Origin of the sequence: Pseudomonas brassicacearum, assembly GCF_918698105.1 — a bacterium.
GTDB lineage: Bacteria > Pseudomonadota > Gammaproteobacteria > Pseudomonadales > Pseudomonadaceae > Aquipseudomonas > Aquipseudomonas brassicacearum_F.
On the sequence record NZ_CAKKMI010000039.1, the window covers coordinates 42171 to 61754 of the forward strand.

General features: G+C 61.1%; 20 protein-coding genes. 15 read left to right on the forward strand and 5 right to left on the reverse strand.

The genetic code is table 11. From position 1 onward, the window contains the following. The first annotated feature begins 282 nt into the window (after nt 1-282). On the forward strand, nt 283-1455 hold the full coding sequence (locus tag LQ215_RS16585; RefSeq protein ID WP_230151492.1) for a pyridoxal phosphate-dependent aminotransferase: 1173 nt from the start codon (nt 283-285) through the stop codon (nt 1453-1455). Continuing rightward, the gene (sfsA, locus tag LQ215_RS16590; protein WP_230151494.1) at nt 1455-2201 is read left to right on the forward strand and encodes a DNA/RNA nuclease SfsA; all 747 of its coding nucleotides are present in this window, start codon (nt 1455-1457) and stop codon (nt 2199-2201) included. The genes LQ215_RS16585 and sfsA overlap by 1 nt, the downstream gene beginning before the upstream one ends. Here sfsA and LQ215_RS16595 read toward each other — a convergent pair. Further along, nucleotides 2157-2474, reverse strand: coding sequence for a Rieske (2Fe-2S) protein (locus LQ215_RS16595; protein WP_003205632.1), 318 nt, complete (start codon nt 2472-2474; stop codon nt 2157-2159). The two genes, sfsA and LQ215_RS16595, sit on opposite strands and share 45 nt — an antisense overlap. 255 nt (nt 2475-2729) lie before the next feature. On the opposite strand from LQ215_RS16595, the gene LQ215_RS16600 reads away from it, so the two are divergent. Genes LQ215_RS16600 through LQ215_RS16615 form a run of 4 tightly spaced genes read left to right on the forward strand, consistent with a single transcriptional unit; the run spans nt 2730 to nt 6280 of the window. Continuing rightward, nucleotides 2730-3608 carry a heme/hemin ABC transporter substrate-binding protein gene (locus LQ215_RS16600; RefSeq protein ID WP_230151496.1) on the forward strand — a complete coding sequence of 293 codons (879 nt, stop codon included), beginning with the start codon at nt 2730-2732 and terminating at the stop codon, nt 3606-3608. A 50-nt stretch (nt 3609-3658) separates the two neighbouring features. Beyond that, a complete protein-coding gene (locus LQ215_RS16605) occupies nt 3659-4642 on the forward strand; it encodes a FecCD family ABC transporter permease (RefSeq protein ID WP_230151511.1) in 984 nt (327 codons plus the stop codon). Then, nucleotides 4642-5409, forward strand: coding sequence for a heme ABC transporter ATP-binding protein (locus tag LQ215_RS16610; protein WP_230151499.1), 768 nt, complete (start codon nt 4642-4644; stop codon nt 5407-5409). The genes LQ215_RS16605 and LQ215_RS16610 overlap by 1 nt, the downstream gene beginning before the upstream one ends. 22 nt (nt 5410-5431) lie before the next feature. After that, nucleotides 5432-6280 carry a ChaN family lipoprotein gene (locus LQ215_RS16615; RefSeq protein WP_230151501.1) on the forward strand — a complete coding sequence of 283 codons (849 nt, stop codon included), beginning with the start codon at nt 5432-5434 and terminating at the stop codon, nt 6278-6280. A 222-nt stretch (nt 6281-6502) separates the two neighbouring features. On the opposite strand, the gene LQ215_RS16620 is transcribed toward LQ215_RS16615, so the two are convergent. From LQ215_RS16620 to LQ215_RS16630, 3 genes are all read right to left on the reverse strand, one after another. Further along, nucleotides 6503-6775, reverse strand: a complete 273-nt coding sequence (locus LQ215_RS16620; RefSeq protein WP_003205623.1) for a TfoX/Sxy family protein — start codon at nt 6773-6775, stop codon at nt 6503-6505. A 231-nt stretch (nt 6776-7006) separates the two neighbouring features. Further along, nucleotides 7007-7348, reverse strand: coding sequence for a pentapeptide repeat-containing protein (locus LQ215_RS16625; protein WP_003205621.1), 342 nt, complete (start codon nt 7346-7348; stop codon nt 7007-7009). A gap of 90 nt (nt 7349-7438) precedes the next feature. Beyond that, the gene (locus LQ215_RS16630; protein WP_230151503.1) at nt 7439-8995 is read right to left on the reverse strand and encodes an AAA family ATPase; all 1557 of its coding nucleotides are present in this window, start codon (nt 8993-8995) and stop codon (nt 7439-7441) included. Nucleotides 8996-9113: 118 nt separating this feature from the next. Here LQ215_RS16630 and mrcB point away from each other — a divergent pair, with 118 nt between their 5' ends. The 3 genes from mrcB to LQ215_RS16645 are packed head-to-tail and all read left to right on the forward strand — an operon-like array spanning nt 9114 to nt 12497. Continuing rightward, nucleotides 9114-11432: a penicillin-binding protein 1B gene (gene mrcB, locus LQ215_RS16635; protein ID WP_003205618.1), complete on the forward strand. Its 2319-nt coding sequence runs from the start codon at nt 9114-9116 to the stop codon at nt 11430-11432. 16 nt (nt 11433-11448) lie between these two features. After that, nucleotides 11449-12168, forward strand: coding sequence for a hypothetical protein (locus LQ215_RS16640; protein WP_230151505.1), 720 nt, complete (start codon nt 11449-11451; stop codon nt 12166-12168). Continuing rightward, a complete protein-coding gene (locus LQ215_RS16645) occupies nt 12168-12497 on the forward strand; it encodes a YqcC family protein (protein ID WP_003205615.1) in 330 nt (109 codons plus the stop codon). Before LQ215_RS16640 ends, LQ215_RS16645 begins: the two co-directional genes overlap by 1 nt. A gap of 6 nt (nt 12498-12503) precedes the next feature. Here the strand turns inward: LQ215_RS16645 and LQ215_RS16650 are convergent, their stop codons facing one another. Then, nucleotides 12504-12926: a DUF4124 domain-containing protein gene (locus LQ215_RS16650; RefSeq protein ID WP_230151507.1), complete on the reverse strand. Its 423-nt coding sequence runs from the start codon at nt 12924-12926 to the stop codon at nt 12504-12506. A gap of 401 nt (nt 12927-13327) precedes the next feature. Between LQ215_RS16650 and LQ215_RS16655 the strand changes: the two genes are divergently transcribed. The 6 genes from LQ215_RS16655 to msrQ all read left to right on the forward strand — a co-directional run bounded on the left by LQ215_RS16655 (nt 13328) and on the right by msrQ (nt 19307). Then, nucleotides 13328-15052 carry an acetolactate synthase 3 large subunit gene (locus tag LQ215_RS16655; RefSeq protein ID WP_003205612.1) on the forward strand — a complete coding sequence of 575 codons (1725 nt, stop codon included), beginning with the start codon at nt 13328-13330 and terminating at the stop codon, nt 15050-15052. Nucleotides 15053-15054: 2 nt separating this feature from the next. Further along, nucleotides 15055-15546 (forward strand): acetolactate synthase small subunit, encoded by a 492-nt coding sequence (gene ilvN, locus LQ215_RS16660; protein ID WP_003205610.1) that lies wholly within the window; start codon nt 15055-15057, stop codon nt 15544-15546. Nucleotides 15547-15590: 44 nt separating this feature from the next. Next, on the forward strand, nt 15591-16607 hold the full coding sequence (gene ilvC, locus LQ215_RS16665; protein WP_003185459.1) for a ketol-acid reductoisomerase: 1017 nt from the start codon (nt 15591-15593) through the stop codon (nt 16605-16607). A gap of 145 nt (nt 16608-16752) precedes the next feature. Further along, the gene (gene pssA / locus LQ215_RS16670; RefSeq protein ID WP_013694218.1) at nt 16753-17598 is read left to right on the forward strand and encodes a CDP-diacylglycerol--serine O-phosphatidyltransferase; all 846 of its coding nucleotides are present in this window, start codon (nt 16753-16755) and stop codon (nt 17596-17598) included. Between the two features lie 75 nt (nt 17599-17673). Beyond that, nucleotides 17674-18687 carry a protein-methionine-sulfoxide reductase catalytic subunit MsrP gene (msrP, locus tag LQ215_RS16675; RefSeq protein ID WP_230151508.1) on the forward strand — a complete coding sequence of 338 codons (1014 nt, stop codon included), beginning with the start codon at nt 17674-17676 and terminating at the stop codon, nt 18685-18687. Beyond that, nucleotides 18687-19307: a protein-methionine-sulfoxide reductase heme-binding subunit MsrQ gene (gene msrQ / locus LQ215_RS16680; RefSeq protein ID WP_230151510.1), complete on the forward strand. Its 621-nt coding sequence runs from the start codon at nt 18687-18689 to the stop codon at nt 19305-19307. Before msrP ends, msrQ begins: the two co-directional genes overlap by 1 nt. Nucleotides 19308-19584: the final 277 nt, after the last annotated feature.

Here is a 19584-nt window from a genome sequence, read left to right on the forward strand (position 1 = left end):
CGGCTGCAAGCGGGCGAACTTACCAGATCAAATCGGGCCGCGCTACTCCCGGTTGTCGAGCCTACAGCGGCCGGGGCTTGTAAAACGTGGCGGGGTTCGCTTCGGTGGGGATTTAAACCTGCTCAATGCTTGATTCTAGTCAAGCCTGGGCCAATCGCGGGAGTCATTTCCTGCAATTCACGGGCTCAGACCACTTGCGGTTCGCGCGCGTTCCCGCAGTTGTTTCTGACTTGGCTGGAGAGTTGGGTAGAATCGGTTCTTTTTTCCCCTGAAGGAAGGCCAATGGCTCAGCCCTACAGTGCGCGCAGCCGCGCCATCGAACCTTTCCATGTGATGGCGTTGCTGGCCCGTGCCAACGAACTGCAGGCCGCCGGGCATGACGTCATTCACCTGGAGATCGGCGAACCGGACTTTACCACCGCCGAGCCAATCATCCAGGCCGGCCAGGCCGCGCTGGCGGCGGGCAAGACCCGCTACACTGCGGCCCGTGGCATTCCCGAGCTGCGCGAGGCCATCGCCGGTTTCTACGGCCAGCGCTATGGGGTGCAGATTGACCCCCGGCGCATCCTCGTGACCCCGGGCGGGTCCGGCGCGTTGTTGCTGGCCAGCGCCTTGCTGGTGGACCCGGGCAAGCATTGGCTGCTGGCCGACCCCGGTTATCCGTGCAACCGGCATTTCCTGCGCCTGGTCGAAGGGGCGGCGCAATTGGTGCCAGTGGGGCCCGAGGTGCGTTACCAATTGACGCCAGACCTGGTGAACCGCCATTGGGACCAGGACAGCGTCGGTGCGTTGGTGGCCTCACCGGCCAACCCGACCGGGACGATTCTCACCCGGGACGAGCTGGCGGGGTTGTCCAAGGCCATCAAGGGCCATAACGGCCATCTGGTGGTGGACGAGATCTATCACGGCCTGACCTACGGCACCGACGCCGCCAGTGTGCTGGAAGTCGATGACGATGCGTTTGTCCTTAACAGTTTCTCCAAGTATTTCGGCATGACCGGCTGGCGATTGGGCTGGCTGGTGGCCCCTTCGGCGGCTGTCGGCGAGCTGGAAAAGCTTGCGCAAAACCTCTACATCAGTGCGCCGAGCATGGCTCAGTACGCCGCCCTGGCCTGTTTCGAGCCCGCGACCATCGAGATCTTCGAGCAGCGGCGGGCCGAGTTTGCGCGGCGCCGTGACTTTCTACTGCCGGCCTTGCGTGAATTGGGCTTCGGTATTGCGGTGGAGCCCGAAGGGGCGTTTTACCTCTATGCCGACATCAGTGCGTTCGGCGGCGATGCCTTTGCGTTCTGCCAGCACTTCCTGGAAACCGAACATGTGGCCTTCACGCCGGGCCTTGATTTCGGCCGGCATCAGGCCGGTCACCACGTACGCTTCGCCTACACCCAGAGCCTGCCGCGGCTACAGGAAGCGGTGGCGCGAATCGAACGTGGACTACGGAGCTGGCAAGGCTGATGCTTTTTTTTCCTGCGTTGGAAGAAGGTCGCTTGATTCGACGTTACAAGCGTTTTCTCGCCGATATCGAGACCGTTCATGGCGAACTGCTCACCATCCACTGCCCTAACACCGGCTCGATGCTCAATTGCATGGCTGAAGGCGCGCGCGTCTGGTTCAGTCGCTCCAGCGACCCCAAGCGCAAGTTGCCCGGCACCTGGGAAATTGGCGAAACCCCTCAAGGGCGGCTCGCCTGCATCAATACCGCGCGGGCCAACGCGTTGATCGAAGAAGCCTTGCGTGCCGGGGTCATCAGCGAACTGAACGGATTCACCGGGCTCAAGCGGGAAGTGGCTTATGGGGTGGAAAACAGCCGTATCGATTTTCGCCTGGACTACGACCGAGGCTCGGCCTGGGTCGAAGTCAAAAGTGTCACGCTGGGGTTCGATGGCACGAGTGTGGCGGCGTTTCCCGATGCGGTGACCCTGCGCGGGGCCAAGCACCTGAGGGAACTCGCCTGCCTGGCCCGTGAGGGTGTGCGGGCGGTGCAGTTGTATTGTGTGAACCTGAGCGGCATCGAAGCGGTGCGCCCGGCACAGGAAATCGATCCGGTGTACGCCGCTGCCCTGCGTGATGCGGTGGCGGCGGGTGTGGAGGTGCTGGCCTACGGGGTCACGCTGACGCCCGAGCAGATGCGGGTGGACCGGGCGTTGCCAGTGCTGCTAGAGCTCGACCCAGATGCCTTGCTCGTCCTCCCGGCTGTCTAGGGCAGCGAGGAACTGACCGGCGCAGGGGCCGGCTACGCATTCACCGCTCTCGATCAGAAACAGCGCGCCGTGGGTGGCGCACTGGATCAGGCTGGCGCTGGGGTCGAGGAACTGGTCGGGTTGCCATTCCAGCGGCACGCCCCGGTGCGGGCAGCGGTTGAGATAGGCATACACCTGGCCGGCGCGCCGCACAGCCAGCACTTTGCGCCCATCGAGGTCGAAACCGCGACTGCCGTTGTCGGGCAATTGGGCGGCGGTACAAAGAAACTTCATGTGTGTCTCAATATTTGTCGGAGTGAATCCACTGTGGGAGCGAGCTTGCTCGCGATGACGGCGGCATATCCGACATTTCAGTGACTGACACGCCGCTATCGCGAGCAAGCTCGCTCCCACAAGGGTTCGTGTGGCAAAAGATCCACGCTTGACGGTCAAATGAAAACAATTATCAAATGGAGCCTTCTTCGCAGGAGGCTGAGGATACTTGGCCATGCCCGGTCCTGTGAAAAACTTCTTAGAGGAAGCTGCCCGATGCGCCTGAATATCCGCGTTGTTGCGCTCTGTGTCGCACTGTTGCTCAACCAGGGGACCAGCGCGGCCCAATTGCCGCAACGCTGGGTCAGCGCCGGCGGCGCCGTCTCGGAGTGGGTCAGTGCGCTGGGGGGCGAGTCGAAGCTGGTGGGCGTGGACTCCACCAGCCAGCATCCTGAATCCTTGCGGGCGTTGCCCAGTATCGGCTATCAGCGTCAGCTGTCGGCGGAGGGCGTGCTGAGCCTGCGTCCGCAGATATTGGTGGGCACCGAGGAAATGGGACCTCCGCCGGTGCTGGCGCAAATCCGCAGTGCCGGGGTGCAGGTCGAACTGTTCTCGGCTACACCAGACCTGCCGGCCCTGCAGGGCAATTTGCAGCACCTGGGGCAGTTGTTGGGGGCCGAGGCCGAGGCGGCGCGGTTGTTCGGCCTTTATCAAAAGCAACTCACCCAACAACAGGCTCGGGTGGCCGAGGCCCAGCGCAAACAAAAGGCCCCCGGCGTATTGCTATTGGTGGGCAGTTCCGGCGGCAAGCCACTGGTTGCGGGCAAGGGCACTTCCGCTGATTGGTTGTTACAGCAGGCCGGCGGTCACAACCTGGCAACCCACAGCGGCTACAAATCTTTTTCCGTGGAAACCCTTGCCAGTCTCAATCCACAAGTGCTGGTCTTTGCTGACCGTGCCTTGAGCGGTGAAGAAGCGCGTGAGGCGTTGTTCAGGGAAAATCCGATTCTTTCCTCGACCCGGGCCGCCAGGGACGGGCGTGTCATGGAGCTTGATCCGACGCTGCTGGTAGGCGGGTTGGGCCCGCGGTTGCCACAAAGCCTGATGACACTGACGGCAGGCTTCTATCCGGCTGCGTCGGCCACGGCGCCATGACCTCATTGGTCAAGCCACGCACCTTGTTCATCGGACTGGGCCTGCTGTGTCTGCTGGCAACCTGGCTGTCCCTGGCCCTGGGGCCGGTGAGCTTGCCGCTGCTCGACACCTTGCGCGCCGCCTTGCGCCTGTTGGGCTTGCCGGTGGCCGCCGATGGTTTGGAGCAGGCCGAACTGATCCTCGGCCAGATCCGTTTGCCGCGTACCTTGCTGGGGTTGGCGGTGGGCGGGGTGTTGGCGTTGTCCGGTGTGGCGATGCAGGGGCTGTTTCGCAACCCACTGGCGGACCCGGGATTGGTGGGCGTGTCCAGCGGCGCGGCACTGGGCGCCGCGTTTGCCATTGTCGGTGGCTCGGCGCTGGGTGGATTGCCCGCAGCCTTTGGTCCCTACGTGTTGTCGTTGTGTGCATTCCTTGGCGGGCTCGGCGTGACGGCGCTGGTCTATCGTCTCGGTCGACGCAACGGCCAGACCCATGTCGCGACCATGCTCCTGGCCGGTATTGCCCTGACCGCGCTGTCCGGTTCGGCGGTCGGCCTGTTCACCTACCTGGCGGACGACGCGACCCTGCGCACCCTGACGTTCTGGAACCTGGGCAGTCTCAACGGCGCCAGCTATGCGCGGTTATGGCCGCTGTTGCTGGTCAGCGCCGGTGTAGCGCTCTGGTTGCCCCGCCGCGCCCAGGCACTCAATGCGCTGTTGCTGGGGGAGTCCGAGGCTGCCCACCTGGGTGTTAACGTCGAAAGTCTCAAGCGTGAGTTGGTGTTTTGTACGGCCTTGGGTGTGGGCGCGGCGGTGGCGGCAGCGGGCATGATCGGCTTTGTCGGGCTGGTAGTGCCGCATCTGGTGCGCCTGGTGGCGGGCCCGGACCACCGTGTGTTGCTGCCCGCTTCGGTGTTGGCGGGTGCCAGCCTGCTGTTGTTCGCCGACCTGGTGGCGCGCCTGGCCCTGGCCCCTGCGGAATTGCCGATCGGCATTGTCACGGCCTTCATCGGCGCGCCGTTCTTTCTTTATCTATTGGTGCGAGGGCGCGCCTGATGCTGCGAGCGCAGAACCTGCACATTCAACGTGGCCGCAAGACGGTGCTGGCGGACGTCGATCTCGAACTCAACCCTGGCGAAGTGCTCGGCGTGCTTGGGCCCAACGGCGCAGGTAAAAGTACTTTGCTGGCGGGGCTGTGCGGTGAATTGCGCCCGGCCCAGGGGCAGGTCTGGCTCGATGACCTGCCACTGGCCCAGTGGCAGGGTGCCGAGCGCGCCCGGCGCCTGGCGGTCTTGCCGCAGTCCTCGACCCTGGATTTTGCCTTCCGTGTCGAGGAGGTTGTCGGCATGGGGCGCCTGCCGCACCACAGTGGTCGGCTGCGCGACGAGCACATCGTCGCCGCGGCGCTGCAAGCCGCAGACGCCGCGCATCTGCACGGTCGCAGTTACCTGGCGTTGTCCGGCGGCGAACGCCAGCGGGTGCACCTGGCGCGGGTGTTGGCGCAGTTGTGGCCGGGTGAAGCGGGGCAAACCCTGTTGCTGGACGAGCCGACCTCGATGCTCGATCCACTGCATCAGCACACCATCCTCCTGGCGGTACGTGAATTTGCCAGTCGCGGCGCTGCCGTGCTGGTGATCCTGCATGACCTGAACCTGGCGGCGCGTTATTGTGATCGCCTGTTGCTGCTCGCATCCGGTCGGCCGGTGGCCCTGGACACGCCCCGGCACGTGCTGCGCCCGGAACCGCTCAAGGCGGTGTTTGGCCTGGACGTGCTGGTGCAAGACCATCCGGAGCGTGGGCATCCTTTGATCATTGCCCGCTGAGGGCGTCCTGGAGGATACGGACGTGCGTCTGTTCCTGATTCTGGCATTGAGTGTACTGACGGCGTGTCAGAGCATCGCACCGTCCCCACTCGGCGGACGAATCCGTGATTTGCACAATGGCCAGGCCGTGACGCCCCAGGCATTGGTCGAACGCTTGGCAGCGGCGCCTCGGGTGGTGGTGGGGGAGCAGCACGACAATCGCGATCACCACTCACTTCAGTTATGGCTGCTCCAGGCCCTGGCCGGGCAGCGTGCCCAGGGCAGCCTGTTGCTGGAAATGCTCACCCCCGCCCAGCAGCCACGCGTTGATTCGGTCCGCCAGTTACCCGCCTTGCCGAAGGATCTGCCCGGCGCGCTGGACTGGTCGCCCGGCTGGGACTGGAGCCTGTATGGCCCCGTCGTCGAGTTTGCCCTGGCGCAACGTTATCCGTTGCTGGCCGCCAATCTGGACGCCGCCGAGATCCAGCGTTTTTATCGACAAGCACCGGGCTTGATGGGCGCTCGCTCCAATGCAACCACGGTGAAGGACGAGTTGTTGGAGCAAATCCGTGAATCCCACTGCGGCTTGCTGCCCGAGTCGCAAATGCCGGCGATGCTGGCCGTGCAGCAACAGCGTGACCGGCGCATGGCCGAACGCTTGCTGCAAGCGCCGACACCGGCACTGTTGTTCGCCGGCGCCTGGCATGCGCGTAAGGATGTCGGTGCGCCGCTGCATGCGTTGGATCTTGGCGCCAGTGAGACTCCCGTCGTCCTGATGCTGGCCGAGGAGGGCAGCGAGGTGACGTCGGCCATGGCGGATTACGTGTGGTACACACCGGCCATGCCGCCACAGGATTACTGCGCGCAGATGCGTGAACACGCCGGAAAATGATTTCTGCAGGCAAAAAAAGACCCGGCAAAAGCCGGGTCAAATAACCGTGATTAGCCTGATGAGGAGATATCTGAGAGTCCGAACCAAGGGCTGTTCAAATATCGACCAGTCTCGCGACCGGATGTGGTAATCATAGCGATTCTCATTACCATGTCAAACATTGTTTTGCGATTCGCCTAAATAACCTCCCGGCCAGGGTTCGTGCGGGAAACGAAAGAGGCGTCAGGCCTTGTGGCGCGTCGAAATGGCGTCCAGCTGTTTATTCAAAGCTTCTTTGCGCTCGGCGGGAATGTCATTCCAATGCACATCCATCAACGCGCCCTCGATGGCGTACAGCAACACCTTGGAAGCCCGGAAACCGCGCGTACGCACGGCGCGATAGGCGTCCACCGCGCCGAGCCGACGTAGATCGGAAGCGCTGTGGATGCCCACAGCGTGCAGCCACTGGGCTGATGTCTTGCCCAGATTCTTCAGGTGTTGCAGTTCATCATTCATCGAGCCTCCTTGCGACGGCCGATCAGTGCGGTGGGCAAGCTTCTGAGCAGTGTAGCGGTCAGTAGGAAAAGCGTGATTGTTTGGTCGGATTCGACGCAAAAGCTTCTAATGCATTACGCACGATGGGGTGGGAAAGGGCTGCAAACTATATGCTCCAGCGCAAGCGGGGGCGCTGGAGATCCGTTCAGTGTATGGCAGGTCCGCTCGTTGGCCGACCCGCTTCAAACAGGTTCAGCGAGTGCGGTAGCGCAACCGGGTGCCGAAGTTCATCGACATCAGGATCTCGTCCGCAGACAGTTCCGGTGGGAAGTAGGCCCCGGAGATTTGCGCGTGGGCCAGGCTCGCGCCTTCCAGTGACGACTTGCGAAAATCGATACCGCGCAGATCGGCGGAGCGGAAGTAGGCGTCGCTGAAGTCAACGTCGTCCGCATTCAGTTCCCGTAGATCAAGGCCACGAAAGTCGCCGCCACGCATGTCGACTGGACCTTGTGGGCGTTCGTTGTTGAACCCGGCGATATCGTCTTTGCGCAGCAAGGCATAAAGCGGGGTGTTGAGAAGCTTGGGAAGGCTCATTTCATATCACCTGTTGGTTTTATGACGCCAGTGTAGTGCCACTATTTAACAGCCGTGAAGCCGGGCATCGCTTCACGGCCGAAAAATTATCTACAGGCCTGGCAGGCGCTGACGGATCTGCGCGACCACGATGTCGAGTGTGCCGCTTTCGTTGGTTTGGACCCGTTTGCTGCAGAGAATTTCCGCTGGGGTTAGCGCTTCACGGCTGGATTGTTGTGCGGCAATCACCGCCAGGTTCGCATCGGAGGGGTCTTTCTGGTCGGCCTGGCGCTGTGCCAGGCGGCTTTCGATGACCGCTTGCGGCGCGTTGCAGTCGAGAATCAGGAACGGAGCACCGGTGGCCTCGGCGATTTTCGCTGCTGCGTCGCGTTGATCGTGCTTGAGGTAAGTGGCATCGATCACCACTGGGAAACCGGCGCGCAGGATCACCGCGGCGATTTCATGCAGGCGGGTGTAGGTCGCGTTGCTGGCGTCGCTGCTATAAATGCCGGCCTGTGGATCGTTGGGTACTTGTTGCTGGCCGAACAGGCGCTTGCGCTCCACGTCCGAACGCAGGCGAATGGCGCCCAGCGCCTCTACCAGACGCATCGCGACATGGCTTTTGCCGACGGCCGAGACGCCGTGGGTGATGGCCAGGAAGCACGAAGGAATGGTGCTGTAGCTTTCCGCCAGGTTGGCGTAGTTGCGGTACTGGCGCAGGGTGGTGGCGCGCTGCACCGGATCGGCTTCGGCCGGCATGCTGAACAGCGCGACTTTTGCCCGGACGAGGGCTCGATAGGCTTTATAGAAGTTCAGCAGCTCCAGGCCCTGGTAGTCACCGGTCAGTTCCAGGTACTGGCTGACGAAGCGCCGTGCCAGCGACTTCAGGCCGCGGTCTTCCAGGTCCATCGCCAGGAACGCAGTGTCGGCGTAGACGTCAGTGAAGCGGAACGGTTCGTTGAACTCGATGCAGTCGAAAATCACCACCTTGCCGTCGATCACGGTGGCGTTGCCCAGGTGGATATCACCGTGGCATTCGCGGATGAAACCTTCGGCCTTGCGTTGGGTGAACAGCGGCTTGAGGCGTTCGAAACTGCTTTCGGCCCAGGCTTGCAAGGCTTCGAGTTGCAACAGGTCGGCCTTGTCGTTGAGGAACGGGCGGATCTGTTCGAAGTTCTGCAGCACCGGCGCCATCACGCTTTGCGGGGTGCCGGCGGCGTTTTCGACGGGCACCTTGGGCGTGGAGAGGTGGAACTGGGCGATCTGCGCGGCCATCTCGTCGATGTGCGCGGTGGTCAGTTCGCCGTTGGCTTGCAGCGTGCTGAGCAGTTCGCTCTGCGGGAACTGCCGCATCTTCAAGGCGTACTCGATGGCCGGGCCGTCGCCACCCAGCTGTGGTGCTTCGGCGCTGCCGGTAATCGGCAACACCTCCAGGTACAGGTCCTGGGTCAGGCGCTGGTTCAGGCGCAACTCCTCAGCACAGAAGTGCTTGCGCGCCTCGAGGCTGGTGAAGTCGAGGAAGCCGAAGTTGACCGGCTTCTTGAATTTGTAGGCGTATGGCCCAGTGAGCAATACCCAGGAAATGTGGGTCTCGATGACCTGGAACCCTTCGACGGGATGCGGGTAGAGGGCCGGGTTTTGCAGGGCAGCGATCAGGGATTGGCTCACGGGCGGTCCTTCATAGACTGGAAAATTCAAGGCCGTCATTATGGCCGCAAGCCGCGCTAACGCAAACCGCGTGGCGGGCTCATGTTGAACCGAGGCAAAGTGCGTATAATCCGCCGCCATGACTCGTACCCGATCCCCCCGTACCCCCAAGAAACCACCCGCCAGCCGCCTGCGGCCCTGGCTGGGCTGGGCCCTTAAACTCAGCCTGGTGGGCCTCGTCGTGCTCGCCGGTTTTGCGGTCTATCTCGATGCCGTGGTCCAGGAGAAGTTCTCCGGCAAGCGCTGGACCATTCCGGCCAAGGTCTATGCCCGGCCGTTGGAGCTGTTCGTCGGACAAAAGCTGAGCAAGGACGATTTCCTGACCGAACTCGATGCCTTGGGTTATCGCCGTGAAAGCGTGGCCAATGGCCCGGGGGCGGCCTCGGTCAATGGCAATACCATCGACCTCAATACCCGTGGCTTCCAGTTCTATGAAGGCATGGAGCAGGCGCAACCGGTGCGGGTGCGTTTTTCCGGCGATTATGTCGCTGCGCTGACCGGCGCCAACAACGCAAGCCTGTCGGTGGTGCGCCTTGAGCCGCTGCTCATTGGTGGCCTGTACCCCAAGAACCTCGAAGACCGGATCCTGATCAAGATCGACCAGGTGCCGCCGTTCCTGCTCGATACGCTGATCGCCGTCGAAGACCGCGACTTCTACCATCACTTCGGCGTCTCGCCCAAGTCGATTGCCCGGGCCATCTGGGTCAACACCTCCTCGGGCCACATGCGCCAGGGTGGCAGTACCCTGACCCAACAGTTGGTCAAGAACTTCTACCTGACCAACGAGCGCAGCCTGACCCGCAAATTGACCGAAGCCATGATGGCGTTGTTGCTGGAGCTGCACTACGACAAGCAGGAGATCCTGGAGGCCTACCTCAACGAGGTATTTATCGGCCAGGACGGTCAACGGGCGGTGCACGGTTTCGGCCTCGCCAGCCAGTTCTTCTTCAGCCAACCGCTGTCCGAGCTCAAGCTGCATCAAGTGGCGTTGCTGGTGGGCATGGTCAAGGGACCGTCTTCCTACAACCCGCGTCGTAATCCGGAGCGCGCCCTCGAACGGCGCAACCTGGTGCTCGACCTGCTGCAACAACAGGGTGTGGCGACGGCCGAGCAAGTCGAGGCAGCGAAAAAGATGCCGTTGGGCGTGACCAAGCGTGGCAGCCTGGCAGACAGTTCGTTCCCCGGCTTCATGGACCTGGTCAAGCGTCAGCTGCGGGAAGACTACCGCGACGAAGACTTGACCGAAGAAGGCCTGCGCATCTTCACCAGTTTCGACCCGATCCTGCAGATGAAGGCCGAAGCCTCGGTCGAGGACACCTTCAAGCGGCTGGGTGGGCGCAAGGGCGCTGACGAAGTTGAAGCGGCGATGGTGGTGACCAACCCGGAAACCGGCGAAGTCCAGGCCATGATCGGCAGCCGGCAAGCCAGTTTCGCCGGTTTCAACCGGGCCCTGGATGCGGTGCGCCCGATTGGCTCGCTGATCAAGCCGGCGGTGTACCTCACCGCCCTGGAGAAGCCGAGCCAATACACGCTGACCAGTTGGCTGTCGGACGAGACGTTCTCGGTCAAGGGCGCCGATGGCCAGGTCTGGAAACCGCAGAACTATGATCGTCGTTCCCACGGCACGGTGTTCCTGTACCAGGGGCTGGCGCATTCCTACAACCTGTCGACGGCTCGTCTCGGGCTGGAAGTCGGCGTGCCGAACGTACTCAAGACCTTGGCGCGCCTGGGGGTGAGTCGCGAATTCCCGGCGTTCCCATCGATGCTGTTGGGGGCCGGTGGCCTTACGCCGATCGAAGTGGCGGCCATGTACCAGACGCTGGCCAACGGCGGTTTCAATACGCCGATGCGCGGGATCCGCAGCGTGCTGACCGCCGATGGCGAGCCGCTCAAGCGTTATCCGTTCCAGATCCAGCAGCGTTTCGATCCGGCCTCCATTTACCTGATCCAGAGCGCGATGCAACGGGTCATGCGTGAAGGCACCGGCAGCTCGGTCTATAACGTGCTGCCTCGGACCTTGACCCTGGCGGGCAAGACCGGCACCAGTAACGACTCGCGCGACAGCTGGTTCGCCGGCTTCAGCCAGGACCTGCTGGCGGTGGTCTGGCTCGGCCGTGATGACAACGGCAAGACCCCGTTTACCGGTGCCACCGGTGCGCTGCAGGTCTGGACCAGTTTCATGCGCAAGGCCGACCCGTTGCCGCTGGACATGCCGCAACCGGACAACATCGTCCAGGCGTGGGTCGATTCGCGCACGGGGCAAGGCTCCGACGCCAATTGCCCGGGCGCCGTGCAGATGCCGTATATTCGCGGCAGCGAACCGCCACCCGGTGCAGCCTGTGGCGGCACGAATCCCGCCGAATCGGTGATGGATTGGGTCAAGGACTGGATGAATTAAGCAAAGAGGGTTTCAAGTGAACAAGTGGTTGATTCCAGCGGTAACGGCCGTGGCTTTGCTCAGTGGTTGCTCTACCGTACAACGCGGTTCGATTCCGGTCGTTGATTCCGGCACCGCTGTTTCCAACAGCGAGCGGGTCTCGGCCAATGGCGGCTTCCGTCAAACGACAGTGAAACGGCCGGTGCAGGGCCAGGTCCAGGCAATCCCCCAGGGCGACACCGGTGTCGTCGTGATGGTGCCCGGTGGTGGCGCGACGACTTCGGCGCCGATCAGCAGCACGCCGATCACGCCGGGCCCGATTACCCCCGGGCCAATCGAAACCTCGCCGATCGACCAGGGCAGCTACAGCATGCCTTCGACGCCGAGCCGCATTCCTTCGGCAAGTTCCGGTGGTTTGTCCGCCGATGAACAACTGGACGGCCCGGTGCTGGCCCTGCTGACCACGGCGCAACAGCAACAGGCCGGCGGTGACCTCAACGGTGCGTCCTCCAGCCTGGAGCGTGCCCAGCGTGTCGCGCCGCGCGAACCCCAGGTGCTTTATCGCCTGGCCCAGGTGCGCATGGCCCAGGGCGATGCGCCGCAAGCCGAACAGCTGGCCCGTCGTGGCCTGACATTCTCCAGTGGTCGCCCGGCACTTCAGGCCAGCCTGTGGGAATTGATCGGCCAGGCCCGTGAGAAACAAGGCGATTCCGCGGGCGCAGCATTGGCCCGTCAGAAGGCCAAGGTTTCGCTCTGATGGATACGCGTTTTCCTCAGATCGCCGATCAGTTGCTGTTGATCGAGCGGGAGCTGCGGGTTCAGGGCTGGTGGAGCGATGTGTCGCCTTCGGCGCAGGCATTGGCCAGTGTCGAGCCGTTCGCGGTCGACACCCTGGACTTCGAGCAATGGCTGCAGTGGATTTTCCTGCCCAGGATGAAAGCCATCCTGGAAAACGACCTGCCGCTTCCCAACGCCTCGGGCATCCTTGCCATGGCCGAGATGGTCTATGCCCAGCGGCCAGGGCAGGGCATCGAGTTGCAGCGGCTGCTGGCGCAGTTCGATCAGTTGATCAGCAACGCCGGCTGACCGGCGTTACTGACAGTTCTCCTCGATTTGCTTGCGGGTCTCGTCGATCCGCTGGCGCCGCTCCTCATCGGTGAGGCGGCGCATTTCCCCCTCCACGTCTTCGCGTACCCTGGGGTTGTTCTGCAATTGCGCCAGGTTGGTCCGGGCCTGTTCGCAGAACGCCTTGAGTTGGGCTTCCTGCTCGGCAATCTGTTTCTTCACCTGTTGGTCGATGGCCTTTTGGTCGCCGATGACTCCGCCAGACGGCGGTGCCGCCGGTTTGGCGGGCGGCGGGGTGGACTTGATCACGGTCGTGGCCTCCGTGCCTTCGGGCGGCTGGGCGCCGAAGTGGGTAACGCCCTGGGCGTCCACCCATTTGTAGACCTGACCGGCCATGCACATCGGGCTCAGGCCAACCAGCAGGCTGGCCGTCAAGAAGATCATTCGCATGCTGTTTCCTTGTCATGGGTTGCGCAATTGAAGCTAACACAGTTGCCGTTTATAGGTTTTTTCTTGCGTTCTCATGCGCTTACTTCGAATAAAGCACATAGACGACTTGACTTGAAGGAGGCGAAACAGAAGAATCCAAAGTCCGCTGTAGAGGGACTGCCAGAAGCAGACCCACTCAGCAGATCATGAGGCGCACATCCGCGCCGACCTGTTACACCCGCAACGCGTTACCTCGCGCTGGGTGGGAAAGGCCCGCAACACTTGGGACGATCCCAATACTTGCTCAGTCAGTGCTGACGTAGTCGGCGACCACCGTCGCTCATGCTCTGCCGAGAAGTAAACCTATTAAGACCCGTCCCTTTCTTGTGGGTCGGTATTCTGGCGTTTTAGAGGTGAACAACGTGGAGCTTTTATCTGGCGGTGAGATGCTCGTCCGCTTTTTGCGTGACGAAGGCGTCAAATATATCTACGGGTACCCTGGTGGTGCTCTTCTTCATGTCTATGATGCCCTGTTCAAAGAACCGGAAGTGACCCACATCCTGGTTCGTCACGAGCAGGCGGCCACCCATATGGCTGACGGCTATGCCCGTGCCACCGGCAAGGCCGGCGTGGTACTGGTGACTTCCGGTCCAGGCGCCACGAACGCCATCACCGGTATCGCCACCGCGTACATGGACTCCATCCCGATGGTGATCATTTCCGGCCAGGTGCCCAGCACCATGGTAGGTACCGACGCATTCCAGGAAACCGACATGATCGGTATCTCCCGGCCGATCGTGAAGCACAGCTTCATGATCAAGCACGCGTCGGAAATCCCGGAAGTCATGAAGAAGGCCTTCTACCTGGCAGAATCCGGTCGTCCGGGCCCGGTCGTGGTCGATGTCCCGAAAGACATGACCAACCCGGCCGAGAAGTTCGAATACATCTTCCCGAAAAAAGCCAAGCTGCGTTCCTACAGCCCGGCCGTACGCGGCCACTCCGGGCAAATCCGCAAGGCAGCCGAAATGCTCCTGGCGGCCAAGCGCCCTGTGCTGTACTCCGGTGGTGGCGTGATCCTCGGTGGTGGCTCCGCGCCGCTGACCGAGCTGGCGAAAATGCTCAACCTGCCGGTCACCAATACACTGATGGGCCTGGGCGCGTTCCCGGGCACCGACCGTCAGTTCATCGGTATGCTCGGCATGCACGGCAGCTACACCGCCAACCTGGCGATGCACCACGCCGATGTGATCCTGGCGGTCGGCGCACGTTTCGACGACCGCGTCATCAATGGCCCGGCGAAATTCTGCCCGAACGCCAAGATCATCCACATCGACATCGACCCGGCGTCCATCTCCAAGACCATCAAGGCAGACGTGCCGATTGTCGGTCCTGTAGAGAGCGTGCTGACCGAAATGGTCGCCATCCTCAAGGAAATCGGCGAGGTTCCAAACAAGGAGTCCGTGGCCAGTTGGTGGAAGCAGGTTGATGAATGGCGCGGCGATCGTGGCCTGTTCCCTTATGACAAGGGTGACGGCAGCGTGATCAAGCCGCAGACCGTGATCGAAACCCTGTGCGAAGTGACCAAAGGCGATGCCTTTGTGACCTCCGACGTGGGCCAGCACCAGATGTTCGCTGCGCAGTACTACAAGTTCGACAAGCCCAATCGCTGGATCAACTCCGGCGGCCTGGGCACCATGGGCTTCGGTTTTCCGGCGGCCATGGGCATCAAGTTGAGCTTCCCCGAGGCTGATGTCGCCTGCGTCACGGGCGAAGGCAGCATCCAGATGAACATCCAGGAATTGTCTACCTGCCTGCAATACGGTTTGCCGGTGAAGATCGTGATCCTGAACAACGGTGTGTTGGGGATGGTTCGCCAGTGGCAGGACATGAGCTACGGCAGCCGGCACTCGCACTCGTACATGGAATCGTTGCCTGATTTCGTCAAGCTGGCAGAGGCCTACGGTCACGTTGGCGTACGCATCACCGAATCGAAGGATTTGAAGTCGAAGATGGAGGAAGCGTTCGCCATGAAGGATCGCCTGGTGGTGATCGATATTGCGGTCGATACCAGCGAGCACGTCTACCCGATGCAGATCAAAGACGGCTCCATGCGCGATATGTGGCTGAGCAAGACGGAGCGTACCTAATCATGCGACATATTATTTCCCTGCTTCTGGAAAACGAACCGGGTGCGCTGTCTCGTGTTGTTGGCCTGTTCTCGCAGCGCAACTACAACATCGAAAGCCTGACCGTGGCACCAACCGAAGACCCGACCCTGTCGCGTCTGACGCTGACCACCGTAGGGCACGATGAAATCATCGAGCAGATCACCAAGAACCTGAACAAGCTGATCGAGGTGGTCAAGCTGGTGGACCTGTCGGAAAGCGCTCACATCGAGCGTGAACTGATGCTGGTCAAGGTCAAGGCCACCGGCGCCCAGCGCGCCGAGATCAAACGCACTACCGATATTTATCGTGGGCAGATCGTCGATGTCAGCGCCAGCGTATATACCGTTCAGTTGACCGGTACCAGCGACAAGCTCGACAGCTTCATTCAATCGATCGGCACTGCCTCGATTCTGGAAACCGTACGCAGTGGCGTCACCGGGATTGCCCGTGGCGACAAAGTACTGAGCATCTAACCAAATTAGCGAATGGCCTGAACGGCCGGATATAGGGGAAATTCATGAAAGTTTTCTACGATAAAGACTGCGACCTGTCGATCATCCAGGGCAAGAAAGTCGCCATCATCGGCTACGGTTCCCAAGGTCACGCCCAAGCGTGCAACCTGAAGGATTCCGGCGTAGACGTGACTGTCGGCCTGCGTAAAGGCTCGGCCACCGTTGCCAAGGCCGAGGCCCATGGCCTGAAAGTGACCGACGTCGCTTCTGCCGTTGCTGCAGCCGACCTGGTCATGATCCTGACCCCGGACGAGTTCCAATCGGCGCTGTACAAGAATGAAATCGAACCGAACATCAAGAAAGGCGCCACCCTGGCCTTCTCCCACGGCTTCGCGATCCACTACAACCAGGTTGTGCCACGTGCCGACCTCGACGTGATTATGATCGCGCCGAAGGCCCCAGGTCACACCGTGCGTTCCGAGTTCGTGAAAGGCGGCGGTATCCCTGACCTGATCGCGATCTACCAGGATGCGTCCGGCAACGCCAAGAACGTAGCCCTGTCCTACGCTGCTGGTGTGGGCGGCGGTCGTACCGGCATCATCGAAACCACCTTCAAGGACGAGACCGAAACCGACCTGTTCGGCGAACAAGCCGTTCTGTGTGGCGGTACCGTCGAGCTGGTCAAGGCCGGTTTCGAAACCCTGGTTGAAGCTGGCTACGCGCCAGAAATGGCCTACTTCGAGTGCCTGCACGAACTGAAGCTGATCGTTGACCTCATGTACGAAGGCGGCATCGCCAACATGAACTACTCGATCTCCAACAACGCCGAATACGGCGAGTACGTGACCGGTCCGGAAGTCATCAACGCCGAATCCCGTCAGGCCATGCGCAACGCCCTGAAACGTATTCAGGACGGCGAATACGCCAAGATGTTCATCAGCGAAGGCGCTACCGGCTATCCTTCGATGACCGCCAAGCGTCGCAACAACGCCGCCCACGGTATCGAAATCATCGGCGAGCAACTGCGCTCGATGATGCCGTGGATCGGTGCCAACAAGATCGTCGACAAAGCCAAGAACTAAGTCGCGAACTTGATCGAAAAACGCGGCCTCGGCCGCGTTTTTTCGTTTGGGCGGTGGCTTCTGGTATAAAGCTGCATCGTTTGCGGCCGAACCGTCGTCCCAGACATCTGTCGAAATTTTTTCACACCGTTGCAAGGTATTGTCCATGAGCGAACGTCCCGACGAGCCAAACCAGGCTCCTGACGCCGAAAGCCTGTTGCCCATCGATGAGCACGTCGAAGAAGGCCATGACGCTGAAGGCCGTAAGGTCCGGCATCGTGGCATCTATCTGTTGCCGAACCTGTTCACCACCGCGAACCTGTTCGCCGGTTTCTATTCCATCATCAGCTCCATGAGTGCCCAGGCTGCCTTGAGCGCTGGCGATAGCGCAGGGGCGAGCCGTTACTTCGCATTTGCCGCCATTGCGATCTTCGTCGCCATGGTGCTCGATGGCCTGGACGGGCGCGTGGCCCGCATGACCAATACCCAGAGTGCGTTTGGCGCCGAATATGATTCGCTGTCCGACATGGTCGCCTTTGGCGTGGCTCCCGCCCTGCTGGCGTTCGGCTGGGCGCTGGGGGATATGGGCAAGGTCGGCTGGATGGTTGCTTTTATCTATGTGGCGGGGGCGGCGTTGCGCCTGGCTCGTTTCAACACCCAGGTGGGCAAGGCTGACAAACGTTACTTCATCGGCCTGGCCAGTCCGGCCGCGGCGGGTGTCGTGGCAGGTGTTGTCTGGGCATTCAGCGACTACGGCATCCAGGGGTCGAAAATGTCGTTCCTGGTGGCGTTGCTGGTTGCGGCGGCCGGGATGTTGATGGTCAGCAACATCAAGTACAACAGCTTCAAGGAGCTGGACCTGAAGGGCCGTGTGCCGTTCGTGGCGATTCTGGCGGTGGTGCTGGTGTTCGCGGTGGTGTTCAGTGATCCGCCGCGTATCCTGCTGTTGGTGTTCCTGGGCTATGCCGCCTCTGGACCGGTGCAATACTTGTTGCGTCTTCGCCGACGCTAAACGTTGCCTTAATGTAATTTCCCCCATACTCCGCAGTCTATTGGTGCACCTGCCCTCCAATACTGCGGAGTTGTCATGCTGATCAAGATCCCCAAGTCGTCCGACTGCCGTGAATCGGACGTCACGCCCGAATCCCTCTATCTATCCCGTCGGCAAATGCTCGGTGCAACCCTGGCTGGCCTCGCCGTCAGCGGCTTGCCTCAATGGGCCAGTGCTGCCGATGCGGCGCGTTATGCTGATGTAGAGCCCGGCAAGGCGCCGTCCTGGTTTACCGAGAAACTGCCTTCCGTCCAATGGGGCGCGGTCACGGTCAAGAATGAGCCCATCACGCCGTTCAAGGACGCGACCCATTACAACAACTTCTATGAGTTCGGAACCGACAAGGGTGACCCGGCAGCCAATGCCGGGTCGTTGCAGACCGAGCCCTGGAGCGTGGTCGTGGACGGGGAGGTGGCCAAGCCGGGACGCTACGGGTTGGAAGACTTCATGAAGCCTTATCAACTGGAAGAGCGTATCTATCGATTGCGCTGTGTCGAGGCCTGGTCGATGGTCATTCCGTGGATTGGCTTCCCCATCTCTGCATTGCTCAAGCAGGTCGAGCCGACCTCCAAGGCCAAGTACATCCGCTTCGAAACCCTGCAGGACCCCAAGGTCATGCCAGGGCAGCGTTCCGGTTTCGCCTTGATCAACTGGCCATATGTCGAAGGCCTGCGATTGGATGAGGCGATGAATCCGCTGGCCATCCTGGCGGTGGGCATGTACGGACGCGAGTTGCCGAACCAGAACGGCGCGCCGCTGCGGTTGGTGGTCCCCTGGAAATACGGTTTCAAAAGTGTGAAGTCCATCGTGCGTATCAGTCTGGTGAGTGAGCAGCCGAAGACGACTTGGCAGAGCATTGCGTCTGACGAATACGGTTTCTATGCCAACGTCAATCCGACGGTCGATCATCCGCGGTGGACCCAGGCGCATGAGCGTCGTTTACCGAGCGGGCTGTTCAGTCCAAATGTTCGCGATACGTTGATGTTCAACGGCTATCAGGATGAAGTCGCTTCTTTATATGCAGGGATGGACCTGAGGAAGGACTACTGATGCGTTTTCCAGTCTGGCGAATCGGCGTCTTCATCGCGGCGGCGGTCTGGCCCTTGTTCTGGCTATACGAGGCCTTGATGAACTCGCTGGGTCCTGACCCGGGCAAGGTGCTGGTGGATCGGCTCGGGTTGGGCACGTTGATCCTGTTGTTGATCACCTTGAGCATGACGCCGCTGCAAAAGCTGACGGGATGGGCGGGGTGGATTTCGGTCAGGCGGCAGTTGGGGTTGTGGTGCTTCACTTATGTGGTGCTGCATTTGAGTGGGTATGCGGCGTTCATATTGGGATTCGACTGGTCGCAGTTGGGCGTCGAGTTGAGCAAGCGGCCTTACATTATTGTCGGGGCGCTTGGCTTTCTCGGCCTGCTGGCGCTGGCGGTCACATCCAATCGCTACAGTCAGCGGCGGCTTGGCGTGCGCTGGAAGAAATTGCATCGCCTGGTTTATCTGATCCTGGGGCTTGGGTTGTTGCATATGCTGTGGATCGTGCGGGCTGATTTGAAGGAGTGGGCGATATACGCCTTTATAGGGGCTGTACTGTTGATGCTGAGAGTCCCGCCGGTTATGCGCCGGATCCCGCGTTTGCTGGGCAGGAAAGTGCCTTTTGCAACAAAAGCTTAATTAGGGGTTGACGGCAGATTCTGGAAGTCTATAATTCGCCCCACTTCCGGCGCAGTCGAAACGGAAAACTCCTTGAGATTCAACGAGTTAAGTAAGTTTCGACGGTGTTGGGCTTCAGGTCATCGAAGCCCGGAAGGAGCAGGTAGAGCGGTGTTGTTTGGCTCTATCGGCGGTTCGATCTTCTCGGTCGAAAGCGGTGAAAAAGAGGTGTTGACAGCAGCGAGTAACGCTGTAGAATTCGCCTCCCGCTAACGAGAGATCGGAAGCGCAAGTGGTT